Annotated in this window: 23 protein-coding genes; 17 read left to right on the forward strand and 6 right to left on the reverse strand. The window is 67.5% G+C overall.

Translation table 11 applies throughout. The features are described from left to right. Nucleotides 1–56 precede the first annotated feature (56 nt). The 3 genes from RWO33_RS07405 to RWO33_RS07415 are packed head-to-tail and all read right to left on the reverse strand — an operon-like array spanning nucleotide 57 to nucleotide 1,938. On the reverse strand, nucleotides 57–872 hold the full coding sequence (locus tag RWO33_RS07405) for an SDR family oxidoreductase (RefSeq protein WP_314103741.1): 816 nt from the start codon (nucleotides 870–872) through the stop codon (nucleotides 57–59). Continuing rightward, nucleotides 863–1,450, reverse strand: coding sequence for a DUF1415 domain-containing protein (locus RWO33_RS07410; protein WP_145479136.1), 588 nt, complete (start codon nucleotides 1,448–1,450; stop codon nucleotides 863–865). The genes RWO33_RS07405 and RWO33_RS07410 overlap by 10 nt, the downstream gene beginning before the upstream one ends. A gap of 5 nt (nucleotides 1,451–1,455) precedes the next feature. After that, nucleotides 1,456–1,938, reverse strand: coding sequence for a YajQ family cyclic di-GMP-binding protein (locus RWO33_RS07415; RefSeq protein ID WP_145479137.1), 483 nt, complete (start codon nucleotides 1,936–1,938; stop codon nucleotides 1,456–1,458). 79 nt (nucleotides 1,939–2,017) lie between these two features. On the opposite strand from RWO33_RS07415, the gene RWO33_RS07420 reads away from it, so the two are divergent. The 5 genes from RWO33_RS07420 (at nucleotide 2,018) to RWO33_RS07440 (ending at nucleotide 5,457) form a co-directional block, all read left to right on the forward strand. Continuing rightward, the gene (locus RWO33_RS07420; RefSeq protein ID WP_314103744.1) at nucleotides 2,018–2,914 is read left to right on the forward strand and encodes a DMT family transporter; all 897 of its coding nucleotides are present in this window, start codon (nucleotides 2,018–2,020) and stop codon (nucleotides 2,912–2,914) included. 132 nt (nucleotides 2,915–3,046) lie between these two features. After that, on the forward strand, nucleotides 3,047–4,054 hold the full coding sequence (locus RWO33_RS07425) for a methionine ABC transporter ATP-binding protein (RefSeq protein WP_314103798.1): 1,008 nt from the start codon (nucleotides 3,047–3,049) through the stop codon (nucleotides 4,052–4,054). Then, the gene (locus RWO33_RS07430; protein WP_145479139.1) at nucleotides 4,051–4,740 is read left to right on the forward strand and encodes a methionine ABC transporter permease; all 690 of its coding nucleotides are present in this window, start codon (nucleotides 4,051–4,053) and stop codon (nucleotides 4,738–4,740) included. The genes RWO33_RS07425 and RWO33_RS07430 overlap by 4 nt, the downstream gene beginning before the upstream one ends. 126 nt (nucleotides 4,741–4,866) lie before the next feature. Next, nucleotides 4,867–5,145 carry a type II toxin-antitoxin system RelE/ParE family toxin gene (locus RWO33_RS07435; RefSeq protein ID WP_314103747.1) on the forward strand — a complete coding sequence of 93 codons (279 nt, stop codon included), beginning with the start codon at nucleotides 4,867–4,869 and terminating at the stop codon, nucleotides 5,143–5,145. Nucleotides 5,146–5,154: 9 nt separating this feature from the next. Further along, nucleotides 5,155–5,457, forward strand: a complete 303-nt coding sequence (locus RWO33_RS07440; RefSeq protein ID WP_314103750.1) for a HigA family addiction module antitoxin — start codon at nucleotides 5,155–5,157, stop codon at nucleotides 5,455–5,457. A 13-nt stretch (nucleotides 5,458–5,470) separates the two neighbouring features. Here RWO33_RS07440 and RWO33_RS07445 read toward each other — a convergent pair whose 3' ends face one another. Further along, on the reverse strand, nucleotides 5,471–6,073 hold the full coding sequence (locus RWO33_RS07445) for a lipocalin family protein (RefSeq protein ID WP_314103752.1): 603 nt from the start codon (nucleotides 6,071–6,073) through the stop codon (nucleotides 5,471–5,473). A gap of 164 nt (nucleotides 6,074–6,237) precedes the next feature. Between RWO33_RS07445 and RWO33_RS07450 the strand changes: the two genes are divergently transcribed. After that, the gene (locus RWO33_RS07450; RefSeq protein ID WP_145479141.1) at nucleotides 6,238–6,573 is read left to right on the forward strand and encodes a hypothetical protein; all 336 of its coding nucleotides are present in this window, start codon (nucleotides 6,238–6,240) and stop codon (nucleotides 6,571–6,573) included. 34 nt (nucleotides 6,574–6,607) lie between these two features. Next, entirely contained in the window at nucleotides 6,608–8,701 is a 2,094-nt protein-coding gene (locus RWO33_RS07455) for a prolyl oligopeptidase family serine peptidase (protein WP_314103753.1), read from the forward strand. Between the two features lie 140 nt (nucleotides 8,702–8,841). On the opposite strand, the gene RWO33_RS07460 is transcribed toward RWO33_RS07455, so the two are convergent. After that, nucleotides 8,842–10,038, reverse strand: a complete 1,197-nt coding sequence (locus RWO33_RS07460; protein ID WP_314103755.1) for a pyridoxal phosphate-dependent aminotransferase — start codon at nucleotides 10,036–10,038, stop codon at nucleotides 8,842–8,844. A 77-nt stretch (nucleotides 10,039–10,115) separates the two neighbouring features. Here RWO33_RS07460 and RWO33_RS07465 point away from each other — a divergent pair, with 77 nt between their 5' ends. From RWO33_RS07465 to hslU, 8 genes are all read left to right on the forward strand, one after another. After that, complete coding sequence (locus RWO33_RS07465; RefSeq protein WP_314103757.1) at nucleotides 10,116–12,236, forward strand: S9 family peptidase; 2,121 nt, start codon at nucleotides 10,116–10,118, stop codon at nucleotides 12,234–12,236. 60 nt (nucleotides 12,237–12,296) lie between these two features. Further along, nucleotides 12,297–12,728 carry a YbaN family protein gene (locus tag RWO33_RS07470; RefSeq protein ID WP_314103759.1) on the forward strand — a complete coding sequence of 144 codons (432 nt, stop codon included), beginning with the start codon at nucleotides 12,297–12,299 and terminating at the stop codon, nucleotides 12,726–12,728. A gap of 127 nt (nucleotides 12,729–12,855) precedes the next feature. After that, nucleotides 12,856–13,110: a lipoprotein gene (locus RWO33_RS07475; RefSeq protein ID WP_145479146.1), complete on the forward strand. Its 255-nt coding sequence runs from the start codon at nucleotides 12,856–12,858 to the stop codon at nucleotides 13,108–13,110. Then, nucleotides 13,103–13,954, forward strand: coding sequence for a diaminopimelate epimerase (gene dapF, locus RWO33_RS07480; protein WP_314103761.1), 852 nt, complete (start codon nucleotides 13,103–13,105; stop codon nucleotides 13,952–13,954). The genes RWO33_RS07475 and dapF overlap by 8 nt, the downstream gene beginning before the upstream one ends. Continuing rightward, nucleotides 13,951–14,628 carry a DUF484 family protein gene (locus RWO33_RS07485; protein ID WP_145479148.1) on the forward strand — a complete coding sequence of 226 codons (678 nt, stop codon included), beginning with the start codon at nucleotides 13,951–13,953 and terminating at the stop codon, nucleotides 14,626–14,628. Before dapF ends, RWO33_RS07485 begins: the two co-directional genes overlap by 4 nt. 22 nt (nucleotides 14,629–14,650) lie before the next feature. Next, nucleotides 14,651–15,556: a tyrosine recombinase XerC gene (xerC, locus tag RWO33_RS07490; RefSeq protein WP_314103764.1), complete on the forward strand. Its 906-nt coding sequence runs from the start codon at nucleotides 14,651–14,653 to the stop codon at nucleotides 15,554–15,556. A 92-nt stretch (nucleotides 15,557–15,648) separates the two neighbouring features. Then, on the forward strand, nucleotides 15,649–16,200 hold the full coding sequence (gene hslV, locus RWO33_RS07495; RefSeq protein WP_145479150.1) for an ATP-dependent protease subunit HslV: 552 nt from the start codon (nucleotides 15,649–15,651) through the stop codon (nucleotides 16,198–16,200). Nucleotides 16,201–16,383: 183 nt separating this feature from the next. After that, complete coding sequence (gene hslU / locus RWO33_RS07500; protein WP_314103768.1) at nucleotides 16,384–17,757, forward strand: ATP-dependent protease ATPase subunit HslU; 1,374 nt, start codon at nucleotides 16,384–16,386, stop codon at nucleotides 17,755–17,757. A 91-nt stretch (nucleotides 17,758–17,848) separates the two neighbouring features. Here the strand turns inward: hslU and RWO33_RS07505 are convergent, their stop codons facing one another. After that, entirely contained in the window at nucleotides 17,849–18,517 is a 669-nt protein-coding gene (locus tag RWO33_RS07505) for a TetR family transcriptional regulator (protein ID WP_314103769.1), read from the reverse strand. Between the two features lie 231 nt (nucleotides 18,518–18,748). Here RWO33_RS07505 and smeD point away from each other — a divergent pair, with 231 nt between their 5' ends. Together smeD and smeE are read left to right on the forward strand one after the other, a co-directional pair. Continuing rightward, entirely contained in the window at nucleotides 18,749–19,933 is a 1,185-nt protein-coding gene (gene smeD, locus RWO33_RS07510) for a multidrug efflux RND transporter periplasmic adaptor subunit SmeD (protein ID WP_314103771.1), read from the forward strand. A 12-nt stretch (nucleotides 19,934–19,945) separates the two neighbouring features. After that, nucleotides 19,946–23,086, forward strand: a complete 3,141-nt coding sequence (gene smeE / locus RWO33_RS07515; protein ID WP_314103774.1) for a multidrug efflux RND transporter permease subunit SmeE — start codon at nucleotides 19,946–19,948, stop codon at nucleotides 23,084–23,086. Nucleotides 23,087–23,117: the final 31 nt, after the last annotated feature.

Below are 23,117 nucleotides of genomic sequence, written 5' to 3' on the forward strand. Positions count from 1 at the left end.
GCCCTCGGGATGGCGTGGGCCGGCCAACGGCCGGCGCTACCGGGGAGGGGTAACCGCTATTCGGCGTAGATCATCGTGCGGCTCATGCCGCCGTCGACGATATGGTCCTGGCCTGTGATGAACCCGGCCAGGTCGGAGAGCAGGAACACGGCCAGGGCGCCGATGTCTTCCGGCTGGCCGACGCGTCCCACCGCATGCTGCGCATGGTCGCGGCGCGACAGCTTCGGCGTACGCCGGCGCGTGGGTGCCTGCCAGGCGTCGGTGGTGATCCAGCCAGGACTGATGCTGTTGACCCGTACCTGCGGTCCGCTGCTGATCGCCAACGCATGGGTGAACGCCACCAGCCCGCCCTTCGCGGCCGCATAGGCTTCGCTGTCCGCTTCGGACTGCCAGGCGCGGGTGGAGGCGATATTGAGGATGGCACCACCGGGTTTGCCCGCCGCCTGCTCGCGCAGTGCGGGCAGCGCGTGCTTGCTGCACAGGAACGCGCCGTGCAGGCTGGACAGCCGTCGCTGCCATTCGGCCAGCGACATCTCCGCGAGCGGCGTGCCATGCGCGCTGGCGATGCCGGCGTTGTTGACCAGTCCATCGATGCGACCGAACCGTTTCAGCGTGGCCCTGACCAGCGCCTGCACGCTGCGCTCGCTGGCCACGTCCGCGCGCTGGAACGCGGTGCGCTCGGGCAGGGCCCATTCCTTCAGGCAGGCGCGTCCGGCGTCGGCGTCCAGGTCGGCGATCACCACGCTGCCACCTGCGCCCAGCACCGCCTGCGCGATGCCCCGGCCGACGCCCTGCGCGCCGCCGGTGACGATCACCACGCGGTCGCGCAGCGGCTGCGCCGGCCAGTCGCTGATCGACGGGGTCAGTGGCATCGCGGCGTGTCCTTGCGCCCGAGCAGGCGCGTCCAGCCTTCGATGCCCAGCTTGTCCAGGGTCTCGATGTTGCGCTGGACGATCACGTCCGGGTCCGGGAAGGCGGCGACGGCGCGCTCGACGCTGTCTTCGCGCAGCAGGTGCAGGGTCGGGTAGGGCGCGCGGTTGGTGTAATTGCTTACATCGTCCGGTGCCACCCCTTCGAACTGGTACTGCGGATGGAAGCTGGCCACCTGCAGGATGCCCTGCAGGTCCAGCGCCTCGATCGCCGCGTCGGCGTTGTCGAGGAAGTCGTTGTAGTCCAGGAAATCGGTGAGCACGTCCGGATGCACGATCAGCGTGGTGTCGATCTGCTCGGCCGGGGTATCGCGCAGCAGCACCAGTTCCTCGGCCAGTTCCTCCACCAATGCCTCGACCGTGGTGGCATCGCTGAGCACGAAGCGCACCTGGTCTTTCACGTACACCGCCTTGGCGAACGGGCACAGGTTCAGGCCGATCACGATCTGCTCGAGCCACATGCGGGTCTCGGCGATCGGGTCGGTGGCGTCGGTGCCATCGCTGGCGGGCAGGTCATCCATGGCGGTCAATCGCGGAAGTTGTCGTACTGCAACGGAACCTCGAAGGTTTCCTTCTTCAGCAGGGCGATGGCGTCCTGCAGGTCGTCGCGCTTCTTGCCGGTCACGCGCAGCTTGTCGCCGTTGATCTGGGTGTCCACCTTGAGCTTGGCTTCCTTGATCTTCGCCGCGATCTTCTTGGCCACCTTCTGCTCGATGCCCTGCTTGACGGTGATCTTCTGGCGCGCACCGGCCAGGTTGGTTTCGATGTCGCCGAACTCCAGGCACGACGCGTCGATCTTCCGCGCGGTCAGGCGCTGGCGCAGGATGTCGGTCATCTGCTGCAGCTGGAATTCGCTCGGCGCGGACTGGTTGATCACGCCGTCCTCCAGCACGAACTTCGCGTCCACGCCCTTGAAGTCGAAGCGGGTGGACAGCTCGCGGTTGGCCTGGTCGACCGCGTTGGTCAGTTCATGGATGTCGACTTCGGAAACGACGTCAAACGAGGGCATGGGGATTCTCCTGCGGGTGAAGACCCCATTCTAACCAACCGCGCATGCACGCCCCGGCATGGGCGGCGATAATGGGTGCATGGATACCCAACGCTCCCCCACCCGCGCCGTTGCCTGGATGCTGCTGGCGGTGGCCTGCTTCTCGCTGATGGACGCCGGCATGAAGCAGCTGTCGGCCAGCTACCCGACCCTGCAGGTCACCTTCCTGCGCGGGGCGGCGTCGCTGCCGTTCGTGCTGGTCTGGGTGCTGGCCACGGCCGGGCCGCGCTCGCTCATCCCGGTGCGCTGGGGCCTGCACCTGCTGCGCGGGCTGCTGGGCATGGCCATGATCGGCTGCTTCGTGTTCGCCCTGCGCAGCCTGCCGCTGTCCACCGCCTACACCATCTATTTCGTGGCGCCGCTGCTGATCGCCGCGCTGTCGGTGCCCTTGCTCGGTGAATACGTCGGGCCGCGCCGCTGGATCGCCATCGGCATCGGCCTGGTCGGGGTGCTGGTGGTGCTGCGCCCCGGGGTGGGCGGGTTCATCTCCATTCCCGGGCTGATGGTGCTGCTGGCGGCCACCGCATACGCGGTCGCGGCGATCACCGTCAGCATGCTGACCCGCACCGACACCCCGCAGTCGATGGTCGTGTGGTTCCTGGTGCTGCTGGCGCTGGGCGCCGGCCTGCTGGCGATCCCGGACTGGCAGCCGCTGCGGCTCGGCCACGCCGGCCTGATCGCCGGCATGGGCCTGGCCGGCGCCGGTGGGCAGGTGGCGCTGACCCGGGCCTTCCAGCTCGGCGAGGCCTCCATGATCGCCCCGCTGGAGTACACCGGGCTGGTCTGGGTGATCGGCTGGGACCTGCTGTTCTGGGGCGCGCTGCCCGACGGCTACACCTGGCTGGGGGCAGCGATCATCGTCGCCTCAGGGCTGTACCTGCTGCACCGCGAGCGGGTCCGGAAGGTCACCGCCCCGCAGCCGCTGGATCACCCCTGAGGCCCGCCGGGCGGGCAATGACATCGCGTTATAAGCAAACGGAATATGATTCGCTGCTGCCGCGCGGGCCAAGGCCGTCCCGCGCTGGTAGGCTGCACGCCCCCTCCCGTCGATGCCCCGGTTGACCGCGAAGTGATCGAGTTCCAGCGCCTGCACAAATCCTATGCCGTCGGCGGCCGCGCGATCGCCGCGCTGCAGCCGCTGGACCTGACCATCGAGGCCGGCGAGGTGTTCGGCATCATCGGCCATTCCGGCGCGGGCAAATCCACCCTGATCCGCCTGATCAACCGGCTGGAAGAGCCGAGCGGCGGGCGCCTGCTGATCAACGGCGAAGACGTCACCGCGCTGGACCGCGATGGCCTGCGCGCCTTGCGCCGGAAGATCGGCATGATCTTCCAGCACTTCAACCTGCTGTCCTCGCGCACGGTAGCGGCCAATGTGGCTTTCCCGCTGGAGCTGGCCGGCGCCCCGCGCGCGGAGATCGATGCGCGGGTGGCCGAGCTGCTGCACACGGTGGGCCTGGAAGCGCACGCCAACAAATACCCGGCGCAGCTGTCCGGTGGCCAGAAGCAGCGCGTCGGCATTGCCCGCGCGCTGGCCACGCGCCCGCAGATCCTGCTCTGCGATGAAGCGACCAGCGCGCTGGATCCGCAGACCACCGCGTCGGTGCTGAAGCTGCTGGGCCGGATCAACCGCGAGCTGGGCCTGACCATCGTGCTGATCACCCACGAAATGGATGTGATCCGTCGTGTCTGCGATCGCGTGGCCGTGCTCGATGCCGGCCACCTGGTGGAAACCGGCCCGGTCACCGACGTGTTCCTGCACCCGCAGCACCCGACCACCCGGCGTTTCGTCAACGAGTCCGAACAGGTCGACGAGGGCGAGCTGCACAAGGACTTCGATGCCGTGGCCGGGCGCATCGTGCGCCTGACCTTCCTCGGTAGCGACACCTACGAACCGGTGCTGGGGCGCATCGCCCGCGAAACCGGCGTGGACTACAACATCCTGTCCGGACGCATCGACCGCATCAAGGACACCCCGTATGGCCAGCTGACCGTGTCGCTGGTGGGCGGCGACGTGCAGGCCGCGCAGGCCGGCTTCGTTGCCGCCGGCGTCCACCTGGAGGAACTGCGCCGATGAACCTGGCTACCGCAGGCGGTTTCTTCCGCCACCTGGACGCGGGCAAGTGGGCCGACATCGGCCAGGCCACCGTCGACACCCTGTTGATGCTGGCCGGTTCGCTGCCACTGACCCTGGCCATCGGCCTGCCGCTGGGCGTGCTGCTGTTCCTGACCGGCTCGCCGCAGCTGCACCGCAAGCCGGTGCTGTACGGCGGGCTGGCGCTGCTGGTCAACCTGCTGCGCTCGGTGCCCTTCATCATCCTGATGATCGTGTTGATTCCGATCACGCTGTGGATGATGGGCACCTCGCTCGGCGTGCGCGGCGCGATCGTGCCGCTGGTGATCGGCGCCGCACCGTTCTATGCGCGCCTGGTGGAAACCGCGCTGCGCGAGGTGGACCGGGGCGTGATCGAGGCCAGCCAGGCGATGGGTGCCACCACCTGGCAGCTGGTCAGCCGCGTCCTGCTGCCCGAAGCACGGCCCGGCCTGATCGCCGGCGCCACGGTGACCGTGATCGCGCTGATCGGCTTTACCGCGATGGGCGGTGCCATCGGTTCGGGTGGCCTGGGCGACCTGGCCTTCCGCGACGGCTACCAGCGCTCGCACACCGACGTGGCGCTGGTCACCGTGGTGCTGCTGCTGGTGCTGGTCCAGCTGCTGCAGATGCTGGGCGACTGGCTGGTGGCGCGCTACTCGCGGAAGTAACCCGAGGGCAGGCCAACGGCCGGCTCTATCGAAGGCAGCGATTCAATTGAGGTGTAGCGAAAGGGCACTCCCCTTGCGTGATGCGCGTCTGTGTTATATTCCGTTTGGCGTAATACGCTTGGCGGAATGATCCAGTCCTTCCGCTGCCGACAGACGCTCGCCCTGTTTGAAGGCCGTTGTCCCCGGCAGTTCCGCGGGTTCCAGTCGGCGGCCGAGCGCAAACTGCAGATGCTGGACGCCGCGCAGACCCTGCACTTCCTGCGCAGTCCGCCCGGCAACCGCCTCGAACCGTTGACTGGGGACCGCCGCGGCCAGTACAGCATCCGCATCAACGCCCAGTGGCGGCTGTGTTTTGGCTGGACCGAAGCCGGTCCGCGCGACGTCGAGATCGTTGACTACCATTGAGGTGCCGCCATGCGTCGTCCCAACAACAACCTGAGGGCCATCCACCCGGGCGAAATCCTGCGCGAAGAGTTCCTGAACCCGCTGGAGCTGAGCATCAACGCGTTGGCCCGCGCTCTGGACGTGCCCGCCACCCGCCTGCACGCGATAGTGCATGGCACCCGCGGGGTCACCGCGGACACAGCCGTACGCCTGGCGCGCCATTTCGGCGGCGACCCCGCGTCATGGCTGGCCCTGCAGGCCGAATACGATCTGAAAACCCTGCCTACCCGGCAGGAAATCGAGAGCAACGTGCGACCCCGCCAGGTGGCGTGACCGCCGGCGACGGTTACCGGACGTTCGGAACCTCGTACCCCAGCCGGTCCACCTGCTCGCGGTGCTGTGGCACGCGCTTGAGCTTGTCGGTGTTGACCCCGTAATCGTCGCGCAGGCGCGTCGCCAGTTCCTTGTAGAGGTCCTTGTCCATGTCCGGGGTGCGCGCGAAGATCCAGGCCATTTCGCGGCCCGGGTAGCCCAGCATCGCCCAGGAATAGTCCGGAGCCACTTCCAGCACGCGGGTATGGGTCGGCACTACCTTGTAGAACCAGGTCCGCCAGTTGTGGTTGCCGCTCTTCTCGTCCACCGACGCACGCACGGTGATCTGCTGCAGCGGCTCGGAGAAGCCGTCGCGGAAGGAATAGGTGATCGACACCTTCTGGTCGCCGCGCAGGCTGTACCGGTTCACGCTGGCCACGTGGCCGCGTTCGACCGGGTTCGGCACGCGGCCGATCACGTACCAGGTACCCATGAACCGCTGCAGGTCGATCGGGGCGCTGGCCGGAGCGCTGACCGTCGGCGCAGGCGTTGGCTTGCTGTCGCCAAACGCACAGGCGGACAGCAGCGACAGCGTCGACAGCAGCAGGACAACGCGAAGCGGGCGGTTCGAAGACATGCGGCGAAAAGCTCCAGTGATGGTACCGGCCGTGGCTCGGTGAACGTGGCTGCAGGCATGGTGGGTGGGACGGAAGAGAACGTCAATGGCGGGAATGCGAAGGTCGCAGCCTGTGAGATGGCAGCACGGCAAGGTGACGCATCACTTTCGCATGGAGCCCTGTCATGACCCTGTCGTCTTCGCGCCGTTCCCGCACCCCGCAGGCCCCCGATCCCCGCGTCCTGCGCGGCATCCGCCAGGTGGCCCTGGCCGGTCTGGCCCTGGTGCTGGTCTGGCCGGCCGCACGTGGCAGCAGTGAATGGCTGGGCTGGCTGCCGATGTGGCTGGTGGGCATGCCGTGCCTGGCCTGGTGGAGCCTGCATCGTTTCCGTCTGCCGGCGTCCTGGATGGCCTCATACCGCCAGCGCCGGCGGGGGCCGCAGGCCCGGCGCCGCGCCCCTGTACGGCCGCGGCGGGCGCGCCCTGACCTTCGACAGGGGGGAGCCGGGCAGGCCGTGTGATAGCGTCGGAGGGATATGACCGCCTGGAGCCATGATGTCCCGACTCGCTTCCGCCTGCCTGATGGCAGGCCTGTTCTCCGCTGGATTGGCCGGAACCGCCATGGCCGCTGAGACTCCCGCCGACCCCTACGCCTGGCTGGAAGATGTCAGCGGCGACAAGGCGCTGGACTGGGTGAAGCAGCAGAACGCCGCGTCCGAAGGGCGTCTGGCCCAGACCCCGGCCTTCAAGCAGATGGAAGCCAGCATCCGCGAGGTGCTCGACTCGGACGCGAAGATCCCGGGCGTGCAGAAGATCGGCGCTTACTACTACAACTTCTGGAAGGACAAGCAGCACGAGCGCGGCGTGTGGCGTCGCACCACCCTGGACGAGTACCGCAAGCCCGCGCCGGCGTGGGAAACCGTGCTCGACCTGGACGCGTTGAACAAGGCGGAAGGTGAAAACTGGGTGTGGCATGGCGCCGAGTGCCTGCGCCCCGATTACAGCCGCTGCCTGATCGCGCTGTCGCGCGGCGGCGCGGACGCCGACGTCACCCGTGAATTCGACCTGGCCAACAAGACCTGGATCAAGGACGGCTTCTTCCGCCCCGAATCCAAGGGCGGGCTGGGCTGGATCGATCGCGACACCGCGTTCGTCTATACCGATTTCGGCAAGGACAGCATGACCACCTCGGGCTACCCGCGCGTGGCCAAGCTGTGGAAGCGCGGCACTCCGATGTCCGCCGCCAGCGTGGTCTACGAGGGCAAGCCCGATGACATGTACATCGCGGCCCTGCATGACGATACCCCCGGCTTCGAGCGCAACCTGGTCAGCCGGACCCTGGCCTTCTACAACAACGAGCTGTACCTGCGCGCCGACGATGGCACGCTGACCAGGATCGATGCACCGAACTCGGCAGAGAAGGGCCTGCGCCGGGAGTGGCTGACACTGGAACTGCGCGAACCCTGGACCGTGGGTGGCAAGACCTACACCGCCGGTTCGCTGCTGGTGACCCGACTGGATGACTTCCTCGCCGGCAAGCGTGACTTCGAGGTGCTGTTCGCCCCCACCGAAACCACGTCGCTGGCGGGCTCGAGCTGGACGAAGAACCACCTGGTGCTGAACGTGCTGGACGACGTGAAGAGCCGCCTGCAGGTGCTCACCCCCACGGCGAAGGGCTGGAAGAAGAGCGATTTCACCGGCGCGCCGTCGTTCGGCACCGTGGCCGTGGGCGCGGTGGATGCCGATGAAAGCGACGCGGTGTGGATGACCGTCACCGACTACCTGACCCCGACCACGCTGGCCCTGGCCGAGATCGGCAAACAGCCGGAAGTGCTCAAGACCATGCCGGCGTTCTTCGATGCCGAAGGCAAGGTGATCGAGCAGCATTTCGCCACCAGCAAGGACGGCACCCGCGTGCCGTATTTCGTGGTGCACGCCAAGGACATGAAGCTGGACGGGTCCAACCCGACCCTGCTGTACGGTTACGGCGGCTTCGAGATCTCGCTGACCCCGTCGTATTCCGGTGGCATGGGCCGCGCATGGCTGGAAAAGGGCGGCGTCTACGTGGTGGCCAACATCCGCGGCGGTGGCGAGTACGGCCCGCGCTGGCACCAGGCGGCGCTGAAGCAGAACCGGCACAAGGCGTATGAAGACATGGCCGCGGTCGCACGCGACCTGGTCAGCCGCAAGATCACCTCGCCGAAACATCTGGGCGTGCAGGGCGGCAGCAACGGCGGCCTGCTCACCGGCAACATGCTCACCCAGTACCCGGAGCTGTTCGGTGCGGTGGTGGTGCAGGTGCCGCTGCTGGACATGAAGCGCTACAGCCACCTGCTGGCCGGTGCATCCTGGATGGCCGAATACGGCAACCCGGACACCGCCGACTGGTCGTACATCCAGACCTTCTCGCCCTACCATCTGTTCGACCCGGCCAGGACCTATCCGCCGGTACTGTTCACCACCTCGACCCGCGATGACCGCGTCCACCCGGGCCATGCGCGCAAGATGGCGGCGAAGATGATCGCCGCCGGCAAGGACGTGACGTATTACGAGAACATCGAAGGTGGCCACGGCGGCGCGGCGAACAATGCGCAGGCCGCGCACATGTCGGCGCTGGCGTACGCGTTCCTCTGGGAACGCCTGAAATAACCGGTTGCCGGCCAACGGCCGGGGCTACCGTCGATGCTTGCCCGCCGCGGCGCGGGCAAGCCTCTCCTCCGGGTGGTGGGGCGTCTGGTTGGCTCCACCCCTTTTGAACGCCGCGCGTAATGCGCGGCGTTTTTTTGTACCTACCGGGCGGTAGGCGCCGACCGTTGGTCGGTGCGTTTCCAGCGTTCCAGGCCGCGTGCGATCCGTGCCACCGCCTCTTCCAGCCGTGGAATTTCCTGCGTGTACGCCAGGCGCACATGCTGGTTCGCGCGGTAGTGGCCGAAGTCCAGGCCCGGAGTGAACGCGACGTGCTCCGTTTCCAGGAAGTGCGCGCAGAACGCCTGCGCGTCATCGGTGAACGCGCTGACGTCGCAGTACAGATAGAACGCGCCTTCCGGTTCGACCTCGATGCGGAAGCCGAGGGCGCGCAGCGCCGGCAGAAGATAGTCGCGACGGGCCTGGAACGCATGGCGACGCTGTTCGAAGATCGCGATCGTCTCGTCCTCGAAGCAGGCCAGCGCGGCATGCTGGGCGATGCTGGAAGCACTGATGTACAGGTTCTGCGCCAGCTTCTCCAGCTCCGGTACGGCCTGCGGCGGTGCCACCAGCCAGCCGAGGCGCCAGCCGGTCATGCCGAAGTACTTGGAGAAGCTGTTGAGCACGAAGGCGTCGTCATCCACCTGCAGCACGCTGGCCGCGTCCATGCCGTAAGTCAGGCCGTGGTAGATCTCGTCCACCACCAGGTGTCCGCCGCGGTCCTTCAGCGACTGCGACAGTGCCGCCAGCTGCGCCGCGGGGAGCACCGTGCCGGTTGGGTTGGCCGGCGAGGCCACCAGCGCGCCGACGCTGGCCGCGTTCCAGTGGGTTTCCACCAGCGCCGGGGTGAGCTGGTACGCGGTCTGCGGACCCACCGGGACGAGTTGCGCGGCACCTTCGACCAGGCGCAGGAAGTGGCGGTTGCACGGATAGCCGGGGTCAGCCAGCAACCAGTGCCGGTCCGGGTCGACCAGCAGGCTGCTGGCCAGCAGCAGCGCTCCCGAGCCACCCGGCGTGACCAGGATCCGCTCCGGGTCCAGGTCCAGGTCGTAACGGGTGCCGTAGAACGCGGCGATGGCGGCGCGCAGTGCCGGCAGTCCGCGCGCAGCGGTGTAGCGGGTATGCCCGGCGGCCAGCGCGGCCTGGCCGGCGCGCACGATCGGTTCGGCGGTGGTGAAATCGGGCTCGCCGATCTCCAGGTGGATCACATCGTGCCCCTGCTGCTCCAGCGCCTGGGCGCGGGCGAGCAGGGACATGACGTGGAAGGGAGCGATGTCCTGGCTGCGGCGGCTGTAGTTCATGCGGCCCATCATAGGCGAGCGCCCGCGGGCTAGACTGCATCTCCACCATTGCATTCGCGGGCAAGGAGCCTTATTTCGTGAATCCCACCGTCTCTTTCCTGGTTGCCAGCCTGATGACCGCTTCCGTGCATGCCGCCCCCGCGCTGACCCCACCCGACGCCGAGAAGCATCCGCATGTGGTGACGGCCCCGTTCGGTGCCACCCGCACCGATGAGTACTACTGGCTGCGCGACGACAAGCGTGAAGCGCCGGCCATGCTGGCCTACCTGAATGCGGAAAATGCGTACACCGACCAGGTGATGGCGCCGCTCAAGCCGGTGCAGGAGACGCTGTACAACGAAATCGTGGGCCGGATCAAACAGGACGATGCCAGCGTGCCGGCGCGCGAGCGCGGCTACTGGTACTACTCCCGCTTCGAGACCGGCAAGGACTACCCGATCCAGGCACGCCGCAAGGGCAGCATGGACGCGCCGGAGGAGATCCTGCTCGACATCAACCAGATGGCCGCCGGCAAGGGCTACTTCAGTGTCGACGACGCCGAGGTCAGCCAGGACAACCAGCTGCTGGCGTGGGCCGAGGATGACGTGGGCCGCCGCCAGTACGTGATCCGTTTCAAGGACCTGCGTACCGGCGAAGTGCTGCCCGACCGCATCGAGAATGTTTCTGCGAACGTGGTCTGGGCCGATGACAACCGCACCCTGTTCTACGTGGAGAACGACCCGGAGACGCTGCTTACGGTACGGGTGAAGAAGCACGTGCTGGGCACCCCGGTGAGCAGCGACGTTCTGGTCTACGAAGAGGAAGACGACAGCTTCTACATGGGCGTGGGCCGCACCCGTGACGACCGCTACCTCACCATTGAACTGCACAGCACGGTCAGCTCCGAGGCGCGCTACGCGCCGGCTGCCGACCCCCGTGAGTTCACCGTGCTGGCGCCGCGCGCACGCGATGTGGAGTACGACGCCGACCACTTCGACGGGCGCTGGGTGATCCGCACCAACGACGCAGGCGCGAAGAACTTCAAGATCGTGACCGCACCGAGCGACGCCACCACGCGCAGCCAGTGGACCGACTGGGTGGCGCACGACGACAACGTGCTGGTGGAAGGTTTCGAGCTGTTCGTCGGCTTTACCGCCATCGCCGAGCGTTCCAACGCGCTGGAACGGGTGCGCCTGCTGTTTGCGGACGGCCGCCAGGACTACGTCAAGGCCGACGAACCGGCGTACTCGATGGGCCTGGCCGCCAACCCCGAGCCGGACACGCCGTGGCTGCGCTATGCCTATACCTCGCTGACCACCCCGACCACCACCTATGAGCTCAACACCCTCACCGGCGAGCGCCGCCAGCTCAAGCAGCAGCCGGTCATCGGTTACGACCCGACGCAGTACACCACCGAGCGGGTCTGGGTGACCGCGCGCGACGGGGTCAAGGTGCCGGTGTCGCTGGTATATCGGAATGGGTTCCGGAAGGACGGCAGCGCCGCGCTGTACCAGTACGCCTACGGCAGCTACGGCATGTCGATGGATCCGGGGTTCAACCAGACCGTGGTCAGCCTGCTCGACCGTGGCGTGGTGTATGCGATCGCGCACATCCGCGGCGGTGAGGAAATGGGCCGCGCCTGGTACGAAGACGGCAAGCTGCTGAACAAGCAGAACACCTTCAACGACTTCGTAGATGTCACCCGCGAACTGGTCCGCCAGGGCTACGCGGCCAAGGACCGGGTGGCCGCCTCCGGTGGCAGTGCCGGCGGCCTGCTGATGGGCGCGGTGGCCAACCAGGCACCGCAGGACTATCGGGTGATGGTGGCGCAGGTACCGTTCGTGGACGTGGTCACCACCATGCTCGACCCGACCATTCCGCTCACCACCAACGAATACGACGAATGGGGCAACCCCGAACGGCGCGAGTACTACGACTACATGCTCACGTACTCGCCCTACGACAACGTCACGCGCCAGGCCTACCCGTCGCTGTTCGTCGGTACCGGGTTGTGGGATTCGCAGGTGCAGTACTGGGAACCGGCCAAGTGGGTGGCGCGCCTGCGCGACAACAACACCGGCCGCCTGCCGATCGTGTTCCGCACCAACATGGAAGCCGGGCACGGCGGCAAATCCGGCCGTTTCCAGCGTTACAGGGAGCTGGCCGAGTCGTATGCGTTCGTCCTCCAGCAACTGGGCGTCGACGCTGCGTCGAACTGACGCAGCGGTGTGCGCGGCGGGACCGTCGCGGTGGCCGTCCCGGCTGGGTATGCTGGGCGCATGACCGCGCACCCGCCCCCCGACGCTGCCGATGCCCCGCCTGCGCGCGTGCCGGAACCGGCGCGCCGCGTGCGCTTCCGCTGGGCCTGGTGGCTGCTGGCCTATGCCAGCCTGGGCACCGGCATCGTCGGTATCTTCGTGCCGGGGCTGCCCACCACGGTGTTCATCCTGATCGCGGCCTGGGCCGCTTCGCGTGGCTCTGAGCGGCTGCACAACCGGCTGCTGCAGGACCCCCGGTTCGGCCCGGCGATCCGCAACTGGCAGGCGCATGGCGCGGTCAGCCGGAAGGGCAAGTGGATGGCCACCCTGACCATGGCGGTCTGCGCCGGGATCATGCTGTGGTGCGTGCCGTTGGCCTGGGTGAAGTGGCTGTCGATCGGCTGCATGACCACCGTGGCGGCGTGGCTGTGGACCCGGCCGTTGCCGCCGTAGCACTGCCTGGGCCGGCCAACGGCCGGCGCTACCCGCGGCGGCAGTCACCGGTCCGGGCGCACCGGTCCCATCTGGGCGTTCATTGAATCGGCACACCTGTCCTTTCGCTCGCCGCTATACTCGGGCCATGAGCATCCCCCATCGCAATCGCATCCTGATTCCGTTGGCAGCGCTGGCGCTGCTGTTCCTTTCGGCCTGCGGCAACAAGGGCCCGCTGGTGATGCCGCAGAAGCCGGTGCCGGTGGAAGAGCAGGCGGTCGAACCCGCCAGCGACGCCGACACCGTGCCGGAAGACACCAATGACACCGACGCCCCGCCGGTGGTGCCGGACCCGGTCGAACCGCAGCTCGACAACGCCAGCGACGACGACGGGAATGAGTAAGGCCGCGTCCGCCGCACTGCGCTTCAGCAAGATGCACGGTGCGGGCAACGACTTCGTTGTGCTGGACCTGCGCGATGGCACCCCCGCACCGACCCCGGCCCTGGCCGCCCAGCTCGCCGACCGCCACACCGGCGTCGGCTGCGACCAGATCCTGACCATCGAACCGCCGCGCGCGGAAGGCTCGGTAGCCGCGTACCGCATCTGGAATTCGGACGGTTCGCAGTCCGAACAGTGTGGCAACGGCGCGCGCTGCGTGGCCGCCTGGCTGGTGCGCGACGGCGCGGCGCAGGGCGACCGCTTCAACATCGACAGCCCGCTGGCCACCCACGCCATCGAACGCATCGGCAGCGACCACTACGCGGTGGCCATGGGCGTGCCGCGCTTCGAACCGGAGCAGGTGCCGCTGCTGGGCTTCGCCCGTGCCCGCGAGGAATACCTGCTGCCGTTGCAGGGCGACACCGTCCGCTTCGGCGCGGTGTCGATGGGCAACCCGCATGCGGTGATCGAAGTCGGCCTGGTCGATGCCGCACCGGTCGAGCGCCTCGGTCCGCTGCTGCAGCAGCACGCTACCTTCCCGCAGTCGGTGAATGTCGGGTTCGTGCAGGTGATCGACCCGCAGCACGCGCGGTTGCGCGTGTACGAACGCGGCGTGGGTGAAACCCTGGCCTGCGGCAGCGGTGCCTGCGCGGCCGCGGTGGTGATGATGCAACGGGGCCGCCTGCAGCGCGACGCCACGGTGTCGCTGCCGGGCGGCGAGCTGCGCCTGCGCTGGCCGGCCGACGACGCCGAGGTGGTGATGTCCGGTCCGGCGTCATTCGTCTTCGAAGGGGAGTGGAACGCATGAGCGACACCGTCGAGAAGATCGGGGCGCATGAAGTCGCCTCCTGGCTGCGCCGGCATCCGGCCTTCCTGAAGCAGTTCCCGGACCTGGCCCTTACCCTGGTGGTGCCGCGCGATGACGGCCCCACCGCGTCGCTGGCCAGCTACCAGCTGGAAGTGCTGCGCGACAAGAACCGCGAACTGTCGCGCCGGCTCGCCGACCTGGCCGCCAACGCACAGGTCAACGAACGTTTGGCCGTGCGCACCCACCAGCTGACCCTGGCGCTGATGAAGCAGGGCACCGCGGCGGACACGCTGCGCGCGATGGCCGCGTCGCTGGAAGAGGACTTTGCCGGCGACCTGGTCCGGCTGGTGGTACTGCAGCCGGTGCCGGGGCTGGAGCAGGCGCCGTGGCTGCAGGTGATCGAGGAAAGCAGCCCGCTGCTGGGCGCGTTCCGCGACTGCCTGAAGGATGGCGAGCCGATCTGTGGCCGCCTGCAGCCGGAAAAGAACGCCGTGCTGTACGGTGGTCGGGTCGACGAAGTGCAGTCCAGCGCGCTGTTGCCGCTGCCCGGCGTCGGCCTGATCGCGGTCGGCAGCCACGATGGCAACCGTTTCTATCCCGGGATGGGCACGCTGTTCCTGCGCATGATGGGCGAAGCGCTGGTCGTGGCGCTCAAGCGGTTCGATCCGGCCTGAGCCTGCCCGGGCGAGCGAGCACATGAACGCCGTCCAGGACTTCCTCGGCTACCTGCAGGTGGAGCGCCGCGCGTCGGCGCATACGCTGGACGCCTACCGGCGCGACCTGGACGCGCTCGGCGCATGGGCCACCGCGCACGACGCAGAGGCCGCCACGCTGGAGGGCGCCCAGCTGCGCCAGTTCATCGCCGACGAACACCGCCGCGGGCTGGCGCCGAAGTCGCTGCAACGGCGTCTGTCGGCGTGCCGCAGTTTCTATGCCTGGCTGCTGAAGCACCAGCGCATTGCGGCCAGCCCGGCCGCGGGCCTGAAAGCGCCGAAGGCGCCGCGCAAGCTGCCACAGGTGCTCGATGCGGATGAGGCGGTGCGCCTGGTCGAGCTGCCCACCGATGCGCCGTTGGGCCTGCGCGACCGCGCGCTGCTGGAGCTGTTCTATTCGTCGGGGCTGCGCCTGAGCGAGCTGTGCGCGCTGATATGGCGCGACCTGGATTTCGCCACCGGCCTGGTCAACGTGCTGGGCAAGGGCAACCGCCAGCGCCGCGTGCCGTTCGGTTCGCATGCCCGCGAGGCGTTGTCTGGCTGGCGAGCGGAAAGTGGCGGTGCCGACGGGCAGCCGGTGTTTCCCGGGCGCAGGGGCGGGCCGATCACCCAGCGCGCGGTGCAGATCCGCATCCGCCAGCTGGCCCAGCGCCAGGGCCTCTTCAAGCACGTGCACCCGCACATGCTGCGGCACAGCTTCGCCAGCCACATCCTGGAATCGTCGGGCGACCTGCGTGGTGTGCAGGAGCTGCTGGGCCATGCCGACATCGCTACCACGCAGATCTACACCCATCTGGATTTCCAGCACCTGGCCAAGGTGTACGACGCGGCGCACCCGCGCGCCAAGCGGCGCAAGGCGCCGGCAGCGGACACGCCAGCGGACGGCTGAATGCCCGCTGGCGCTGAACGGCAGCTTCACGTGCGGGGTTGATGGCGGCGGCGGACGGCCCCATGTCCCTCGAACAGCAGCCCGGAGGCACCATGGATCCCAGTCAGAACCCCACCGTTTTTCATGCCACCACCATCGTCTGCGTTCGTCGCGGCGATCACGTGGCCATTGCCGGCGACGGCCAGGTCACGCTGGGCCACACGGTGATGAAGGGCAACGCCCGCAAGGTGCGCCGACTGGGCCGCGACGGCCAGGTGCTGGCCGGGTTCGCCGGTGCCGCTGCGGATGCGTTCACCCTGTTCGAACTGTTCGAAGCCAAGCTGGAGAAGCATGGCCAGCTGACCCGCGCCGCGGTGGAGCTGGCCAAGGATTGGCGCACCGAGCGTCGCCTGGGCAAGCTGGAAGCGCTGCTTGCGGTCGCGGACACCGAGACCTCGCTGATCATCAGCGGCACCGGTGACGTGATCGAGCCGGAAGACGGCATCATCGCGATCGGCTCCGGCGGCTCGTACGCGTTGTCGGCCGCACGCGCGCTGATGGCGCACACCGAACTGGACGCACGCACGATTGCCAGCGAGGCGATCAACATCGCCGGCGACATCTGCATCTACACCAACCGCAACGTCGTGGTGGAGGAGCTGTAACGCGTAGCGTTACAGCTCGGTAGCGCCGGCCGTTGGCCGGCCCAGGCGGTGTCGGATGCCGGCCAACGGCCGGCGCTACCTCACCGTTACGTCGTGACCAGTGACCGCCTCAGCGCGGGATTCCTCCAGCAGGCAAGGCGTCGCCTGCACGGTTCCCCCCCATTCTCTGTGAGCACCCACCCCATGCCGCACAAGATCGAAGTTTCCTCCGCCACCATGACCCCGCGCGAGATCGTGCAGGAACTGGACCGGCACATCGTCGGCCAGCACGACGCCAAGCGCGCGGTGGCCATCGCGCTGCGCAACCGCTGGCGGCGCATGCAGCTGCCGGCCGAGCTGCGCGATGAAGTCATGCCCAAGAACATCCTGATGATCGGCCCGACCGGCGTCGGCAAGACCGAGATCGCAAGGCGCCTGGCCACGCTGGCGAACGCGCCGTTCGTGAAGGTGGAAGCCACCCGCTTCACCGAGGTCGGCTATGTCGGCAAGGACGTCGAGCAGATCATCCGCGACCTGGCCGATACCGCGGTCAAGCTGTACCGCGAGCAGGCCAAGGTCCGCGTGCGCAACCAGGCCGAAGAGCGGGCCGAGGACCGGATACTGGACGCGCTGCTGCCACGCCGTGCAGGTGGTATCGGTTTCGATCCGGAGGCGGCACGCAACGAGCCGTCGGCGCAGGACAATGAAACCCGCATCAAGTTCCGCCGCATGCTGCGCAATGGCGAGCTGGACGATCGCGAGATCGATCTGGAAGTCAGCGCGAACGTCGGTGTGGACATCATGACCCCGCCGGGCATGGAGGAGATGGGCCAGCAGCTGCGCCAGATGTTCTCCAGCCTCGGCGGCGGCAAGGCGCAGAAGCGCACGCTGAGCATCAGGGCGGCGCGCCCGCTGCTGGTCGAGGAAGAAGCCGGCAAGCTGGTCAACGAGGACGATATCCGCATCGCGGCGATCGAGGCCTGCGAACAGCATGGCATCGTGTTCATCGACGAGATCGACAAGGTCGCCAAGCGCGGCGACAACGTTGGTGGCGGCGATGTCTCCCGCGAAGGCGTGCAGCGCGACCTGCTGCCGCTGGTGGAAGGCTCGAACGTGTCGACCAAGTACGGCACGGTCAAGACCGACCACATCCTGTTCATCGCGTCCGGTGCGTTCCACCTGGCCAAGCCAAGCGACCTGATTCCGGAATTGCAGGGTCGTTTCCCGATCCGGGTGGAGCTGGGCGCGCTGAGCAAGGACGACTTCGTGCGCATCCTGACCGAACCGAAGGCGGCGCTGACCAAGCAGTACGAAGCGCTGCTGCAGACCGAAGGCGTCGCGGTGAACTTTACCACCGATGCGGTGGACCGCCTGGCCGAGATCGCCTTCCAGGTCAACGAACGCCAGGAAAACATCGGCGCCCGCCGCCTGCATACGGTACTGGAACGCCTGCTCGATTCGCTCAGCTACGAAGCCCCGGACCGCGACGGCGAAACCATCGCCATCGACAAGGCGTACGTGGACAAGCACCTGGGCGAGCTGGTCAAGGACCCGGACCTGAGCCGTTACATCCTGTAACCGGTTCGGTGTATGAACCCATGAAAAGGCGGCACGTCGGTGCCGCCTTTTTTGTTGCGCAGCCACGCAGGGCGTGGCTCTACGCGCGGCGTTACGCTTCGTCGTCGGTCGGCAGTGCTTCCGGCGGTGAGCCGGGGACGAACACGCCCGGCACCACGAAGGCGCTGAAGATCGCGTCCAGGGTCTGCGTGCCGTCGCGCTGCAGGTCGAACAGTTCCGGCTCGAGCATCGCGCTGTACAACACGCCGGTCAGGCTGGTGCTGATGATGCGCGCCACCGTATCCACCTCCACCCCTGCGCGCAGCTGGCCCAGGTCGCGCGCGCGCTGCAGGGCCGCGGCGAAGATCGCCAGCTCCTCACGCGACATCTCGCGCTGCATGTCCTGCATCGCCTGGCTTTCCACCGACAGATCGTTGCGCAGCATGATCTCCAGCATGTTGCGCAGGCGCTCGTCCTCGGCGATCTCCCGGAACGACACCAGCAGCGCCGAACGCAGGTCCCTCACCGGCGTGGTGCGCTTGGACGATGCCGTGCGCCGCAGGCGCTCGATGAACGGAATGCGCTCGCGGTCGATCATCGCCGTCAACACTTCCGATTTGTTCTTGAAGTGCCAGTACACCGCACCGCGGGTATAGCCCGCGCGCTCGCCGATCATCGCCAGGCTGGTCCCGGCAACCCCGAATTCGTGGAAGCAGGTCTGCGCCGCATCCAGGATGCCCTCCCGGGTGGCCTGCGCCGCTTCTTTGGTTTTTCTGGCCATTGCGCTTGTGCACGTGCTGGATGAAACCGGTATGAATTGTACCGGTTTACAAACAAACATGCATGTATGTATATTTACCGCCTACTGATCCCTGGTGAGGAGCGTGCGTACCCGCACGCGCGTCCCCGACGGGGATTGCGCCCCTTGTACGGCTGACGTGTCGTTGTCCGGTGTCCCGGTTCGTCGATGGCAGGTCGGTCCATTCCTTTCTGCTTGCCGCGAGTCCCCACCATGTCCCCATTCCCGTACCGTCTCCCCGCGTTGTCGCTCGCGGTCGCCCTGGCCCTTTCCGCATGCGGCGGCGGTGAACAGCAAGGCCCGCAGGGCGGTCCCGGCCAGGTCACCGTGGCCACCCTGAAGGCCGGCCAGGTCAGCCTCACCCGCGAGCTGCCCGGCCGCACCAACGCCTTCCTGGTCGCCGAAGTGCGCCCACAGGTGAGTGGCATCGTTGCCAAGCGCCTGTTCACCGAAGGCGGCCTGGTCAGTGCCGGCCAGCCCCTGTACCAGGTCGATGACGCCAGCTACCGCGCCGAGGCCAACAGTGCCCGCGCCCAGCTTGCCCGCGCCGAAGCCACGGCCAACGCATCGCGGCTGAGCGCAAAGCGCATCACCGAGCTGGCCAAGGTCGACGCCGTCAGCCAGCAGGACCTGGAAAACGCCGTCGCCGCGCAGAAGCAGGCCGAAGCCGATGTCGGCGCCGCCAGGGCCGCCCTCGACGCCGCCAACGTCACCCTCGGCTACGCCCGCATCACCGCGCCGATCAGCGGCCGGATCGGCAAGTCCTCGGTCACCCAGGGCGCCCTGGTCAGCGCCGGCCAGGCCGACCCGCTGGCCACCGTGCAGCAGCTCGACCCGATCCACGTCGACCTGACCCAGTCGGCCAGCGAACTGCTGCAGATGCGCCGCGACCTGTCCAGCGGCCGCCTGCAGGACAACCAGAGCCTGCCGGTGACCATCCTGCTCGACGACGGCAGCGAGTTCGAACACAAGGGCACGCTGCAGTTCTCCGAAGTCAGCGTCGACCCCACCACCGGCAGCTACGCGCTGCGCGTCACCGTCGCCAATCCCGACCACGTACTGATGCCGGGCATGTACGTGCGCGCGCGCGTCGGCAGCGGCGTGCGCGACAACGCCCTGCTGGTGCCGATGCAGGGCATCGCCCGCGACGCCAAGGGCGACACCACCGCCATGGTGGTCGGCAAGGAGAACAAGGTCGAAGTGCGCCCGGTGAAGGTCAGCCGCGCCGTCGGCAGCGCCTGGCTGGTCGAGGACGGCCTGAAGGCCGGCGACAAGGTCATCGTCGAAGGCCTGCAGAAGATCCAGCCGGGCATGCCCGTGCAGGCCACCGAAATGGGTGCCGCGCCGGCCACGCCCGCGGCACCTGCCGCGGCTGCCGCCCCGGCCGACAAGCAGTAAGCGGAGAACTCCATGGCGCGTTATTTCATTGATCGACCCATCTTTGCGTGGGTGATCGCCATCATCATCATGCTCGCCGGTGCGCTGGCGGTGGTGAAGCTGCCCGTCTCCATGTATCCGGAAGTGGCCCCGCCCGCGGTCGAGATCAGTGCCAGCTACCCCGGCGCGTCGGCCAAGGTGGTCGAGGACTCGGTGACCCAGATCATCGAGCAGAACATGAAGGGCATCGATGGCCTGATCTACTTCTCTTCCAACAGCTCGGCCAATGGCCAGGCCACCATCACCCTCACCTTCGAAAGCGGGACCAACCCCGACATCGCCCAGGTGCAGGTGCAGAACAAGCTGCAGTTGGCCATGCCGCTGCTGCCGCAGGAAGTGCAGCGGCAGGGCATCAACGTGGCCAAGTCGAGCAGCGGCTTCCTGCAGGTGATCGGCTTCGTCTCCAACGACGGCAGCATGGACGCTACCGACATTTCCGACTACGTCGGCTCCAATATCGTGGACCCGCTGAGCCGCGTGCCCGGCGTGGGCAACATCCAGGTGTTCGGCGGCAAGTACGCCATGCGCATCTGGCTGGATCCCAACAAGCTGCAGACCTACAGGCTGTCGGTGGAGGAGGTGACCGCCGCGATCACCGCACAGAATGCCCAGGTGGCCATCGGCCAGCTCGGCGGTGCGCCCTCGATCAAGGGCCAGCAGCTCAATGCCACCATCAACGCGCAGGACCGCCTGCAGACGCCCGAACAGTTCCGCAACATCCTGGTGCGGGGCGGCACCGACGGCAGCGAGCTGCGGCTCGGCGACGTCGCCCGGGTCGAGCTGGGCGCGGAAAGCTATGACTTCGTCACCCGATACAACGGCAAGCCCTCGTCCGGCATCGCCATCACCCTGGCCACCGGCGCCAACGCACTGGACACCGCCAACGGCGTGCGTGCCGCGCTCGACGACCTGAAGCAGAACTTCCCGGCCGGCCTGGAATCGGTGGTGCCCTACGACACCACGCCGTTCGTGCAGGTGTCGATCAAGGGCGTGATCAAGACCCTGATCGAAGCGATCGTGCTGGTGTTCGTGGTGATGTACCTGTTCCTGCAGAACTTCCGCGCCACCCTGATCCCCACCATCGCCGTGCCGGTGGTGCTGCTGGGCACGTTCGGCATCCTGGCCGCGCTGGGTTTCTCGATCAACATGCTGACCATGTTCGCGATGGTGCTGGCGATCGGCCTGCTGGTCGACGACGCCATCGTCGTGGTGGAGAACGTCGAACGCATCATGTCCGAGGAAGGCCTGTCGCCGCTGGAAGCGACCCGCAAATCCATGGGCCAGATCACCGGCGCCCTGGTCGGCATCGGCCTGGTGCTGTCGGCGGTGTTCGTGCCGATGGCATTCATGAGCGGCTCCACCGGCGTGATCTACCGGCAGTTCTCGGCCACCATCGTCTCGGCCATGGCGCTGTCGGTCCTGGTCGCGATCGTGCTGACCCCGGCGCTCTGCGCCACCATGCTCAAGCCGCTGAAGAAGGGCGAACACCACGTCGCGCACAAGGGCTGGGCCGGCCGTTTCTTCAATGGGTTCAACCGTGGCTTCGACCGCTCCAGCGAAACCTACCAGCGTGGGGTCAAGGGCATCCTGGCACGCCCCTGGCGCTTCATGGCGATCTTCGCCGCGCTGGTGGTGGTGATGGGCCTGCTGTTCGCGCGCCTGCCCAGTTCGTTCCTGCCCAATGAAGACCAGGGCATCCTGATGGCGCTGGTGCAGACCCCGGTCGGCGCCACGCAGGAGCGCACCCTGGAGGCGATGTACAAGCTGGAAGACCACTTCCTGAAGAACGAGACCGACGCCGTGGAGTCGGTGTTCTCGGTGCAGGGCTTCAGCTTCGCCGGCATGGGCCAGAACGCGGGCATGGCCTTCATCAAGCTCAAGGACTGGAAGGAGCGTGATGCCGAGCAGGGCGTGGGCCCGATCACCGGGCGCGCGATGGGCGCGCTGGGCCAGATCAAGGACGCCTTCATCTTCGCCTTCCCGCCGCCGGCCATGCCGGAGCTGGGCATCGGCTCGGGCTACACCTTCTTCCTGAAGGACAACAGCGGCCAGGGCCACGAGGCCCTGCTCAACGCGCGCAACCAACTGCTCGGCGGGGCAGGGCAGAGCAAACTGCTGGCCAACGTGCGCCCGAACGGACAGGAGGACACCCCGCAGCTGCGCATCGACGTGGACGTGGAAAAGGCCAATGCGCTGGGCCTGGCGACCAGTGCGATCAACAGCACGCTGGCCGCCGCGTGGGGCAGCAGCTATATCGATGACTTCATCGACCGCGGCCGGGTCAAGCGCGTGTATGTGCAGTCCGATGCGCCGTTCCGCATGAATCCGGACGACTTCAACCTGTGGTCGGTGAAGAACAGCGCCGGCGAGATGGTGCCGTTCAGTGCCTTTGCCAGCAAGCGCTGGGACTACGGTTCACCGCGCCTGGAGCGCTACAACGGCGTGTCGGCGATGGAGATCCAGGGCGAACCCGCCCCGGGCGTGGCCTCGGGCGACGCCATGGCCGAGATCGAACGCATCGCCAAGGACCTGCCGCCCGGCTTCGAGATCGAATGGACGGCGCTGTCCTACCAGGAACGCCAGGCCGGTTCGCAGACCCCACTGCTGTACACGCTGTCGCTGCTGATCGTGTTCCTGTGCCTGGCTGCGCTGTATGAAAGCTGGAGCGTGCCGACCTCGGTGCTGCTGGTGGCGCCGCTGGGCATCCTGGGCGCGGTGCTGGCCAACAGCCTGCGCGGCATGGAGCGCGACATCTATTTCCAGGTGGCGATGCTGACCACTGTGGGCCTGACCAGCAAGAACGCGATCCTGATCGTGGAATTCGCCAAGGAGAACCTGGAAAAGGGTGCCGGCGTGCTCGAAGCCACCATGCATGCGGTACGCGACCGCCTGCGGCCGATCATCATGACCTCGCTGGCGTTCGGCCTGGGCGTGCTGCCGCTGGCCATCGCTTCCGGCGCCGGCTCCGGCGCGCAGCGCGCGATCGGTACCGGCGTGCTCGGCGGCATGATCGTCGGCACCCTGCTGGGATTGTTCTTCATCCCGCTGTTCTTCGTGGTGGTGCAGAAGCTGTTCAACCGCAGGGCGAAGGCGGACAAGGTCGAACACTCCTGATAACTGTCGACGTTGCCTGACGTGACGCACC

It is taken from the genome of uncultured Stenotrophomonas sp. (assembly GCF_963519925.1).
Lineage (GTDB): Bacteria > Pseudomonadota > Gammaproteobacteria > Xanthomonadales > Xanthomonadaceae > Stenotrophomonas > Stenotrophomonas maltophilia_AE.

Bases quoted from the DNA above. Each gene is read 5' to 3' on its own strand.
- RWO33_RS07405 (WP_314103741.1), bottom strand. From the start codon at position 872: ATGCCACTGACCCCGTCGATCAGCGACTGGCCGGCGCAGCCGCTGCGC.
- RWO33_RS07410 (WP_145479136.1), bottom strand. From the start codon at position 1,450: ATGGATGACCTGCCCGCCAGCGATGGCACCGACGCCACCGACCCGATC.
- RWO33_RS07415 (WP_145479137.1), bottom strand. From the start codon at position 1,938: ATGCCCTCGTTTGACGTCGTTTCCGAAGTCGACATCCATGAACTGACC.
- RWO33_RS07420 (WP_314103744.1), top strand. From the start codon at position 2,018: ATGGATACCCAACGCTCCCCCACCCGCGCCGTTGCCTGGATGCTGCTG.
- RWO33_RS07430 (WP_145479139.1), top strand. From the start codon at position 4,051: ATGAACCTGGCTACCGCAGGCGGTTTCTTCCGCCACCTGGACGCGGGC.
- RWO33_RS07435 (WP_314103747.1), top strand. From the start codon at position 4,867: ATGATCCAGTCCTTCCGCTGCCGACAGACGCTCGCCCTGTTTGAAGGC.
- RWO33_RS07440 (WP_314103750.1), top strand. From the start codon at position 5,155: ATGCGTCGTCCCAACAACAACCTGAGGGCCATCCACCCGGGCGAAATC.
- RWO33_RS07445 (WP_314103752.1), bottom strand. From the start codon at position 6,073: ATGTCTTCGAACCGCCCGCTTCGCGTTGTCCTGCTGCTGTCGACGCTG.
- RWO33_RS07450 (WP_145479141.1), top strand. From the start codon at position 6,238: ATGACCCTGTCGTCTTCGCGCCGTTCCCGCACCCCGCAGGCCCCCGAT.
- RWO33_RS07455 (WP_314103753.1), top strand. From the start codon at position 6,608: ATGTCCCGACTCGCTTCCGCCTGCCTGATGGCAGGCCTGTTCTCCGCT.
- RWO33_RS07460 (WP_314103755.1), bottom strand. From the start codon at position 10,038: ATGAACTACAGCCGCCGCAGCCAGGACATCGCTCCCTTCCACGTCATG.
- RWO33_RS07470 (WP_314103759.1), top strand. From the start codon at position 12,297: ATGACCGCGCACCCGCCCCCCGACGCTGCCGATGCCCCGCCTGCGCGC.
- RWO33_RS07475 (WP_145479146.1), top strand. From the start codon at position 12,856: ATGAGCATCCCCCATCGCAATCGCATCCTGATTCCGTTGGCAGCGCTG.
- dapF (WP_314103761.1), top strand. From the start codon at position 13,103: ATGAGTAAGGCCGCGTCCGCCGCACTGCGCTTCAGCAAGATGCACGGT.
- RWO33_RS07485 (WP_145479148.1), top strand. From the start codon at position 13,951: ATGAGCGACACCGTCGAGAAGATCGGGGCGCATGAAGTCGCCTCCTGG.
- xerC (WP_314103764.1), top strand. From the start codon at position 14,651: ATGAACGCCGTCCAGGACTTCCTCGGCTACCTGCAGGTGGAGCGCCGC.
- hslV (WP_145479150.1), top strand. From the start codon at position 15,649: ATGGATCCCAGTCAGAACCCCACCGTTTTTCATGCCACCACCATCGTC.
- hslU (WP_314103768.1), top strand. From the start codon at position 16,384: ATGCCGCACAAGATCGAAGTTTCCTCCGCCACCATGACCCCGCGCGAG.
- RWO33_RS07505 (WP_314103769.1), bottom strand. From the start codon at position 18,517: ATGGCCAGAAAAACCAAAGAAGCGGCGCAGGCCACCCGGGAGGGCATC.
- smeD (WP_314103771.1), top strand. From the start codon at position 18,749: ATGTCCCCATTCCCGTACCGTCTCCCCGCGTTGTCGCTCGCGGTCGCC.
- smeE (WP_314103774.1), top strand. From the start codon at position 19,946: ATGGCGCGTTATTTCATTGATCGACCCATCTTTGCGTGGGTGATCGCC.